General features: G+C 78.1%; 1 protein-coding gene. It reads left to right on the top strand.

Features of this window, described 5'->3' with window-relative positions; all coding sequences use genetic code 11:
* Nucleotides 1-421, top strand: a 421-nt coding sequence (locus tag AB4Y80_RS16945; RefSeq protein ID WP_442215502.1) for a DUF222 domain-containing protein, incomplete at both ends; no start/stop codon positions are given.

The raw sequence follows: 421 nt of genomic DNA, 5'->3' as shown, positions 1-421 counted from the left end.
GGCGCTTCAGCGAGGCCGGGATCACGCACCCGGCCGGGGTGCTCACCGGGTCCCTGCTGCTTAGCGGCGCCGAGGCGAACCGGCGCCTGCGCCTGGCCGAGGCCCTGCTGCCGGTCACCGACCCGCTCAGCGCCCGCACCGCCGCCCCCACCCGGCCCGTGCTCGGCGCGGCGTTCTTTGCCGGGGAGCTGTCCGCGGAGCGGGCCCTGCTGGTGGCCGGCTTCGCCGCCGACGCCGGCCACCTGGTGCGGGCCGGGCGCGTTCCGGCCGAGACCGCCGGGGAGCTGGAGCGGACCCTGACCGGGTACGCGCGGGAGGAATCCCCGGACTTCCTGCGCCGCCTGGGCACCCGGGCCCTGGCGCTGCTGGATCCCGACGGGCAGCAACCCACGCACGGGGAACTGCTCGCCAGGCAGGGCCT

The sequence above is a fragment of the Specibacter sp. RAF43 genome (genome assembly GCF_052114065.1).
Classification (GTDB): Bacteria; Actinomycetota; Actinomycetes; order Actinomycetales; family Micrococcaceae; genus Specibacter.
Note: the sequence above shows the minus strand (reverse complement) of the source record. Positions and strands in the feature narration are given on the sequence as shown.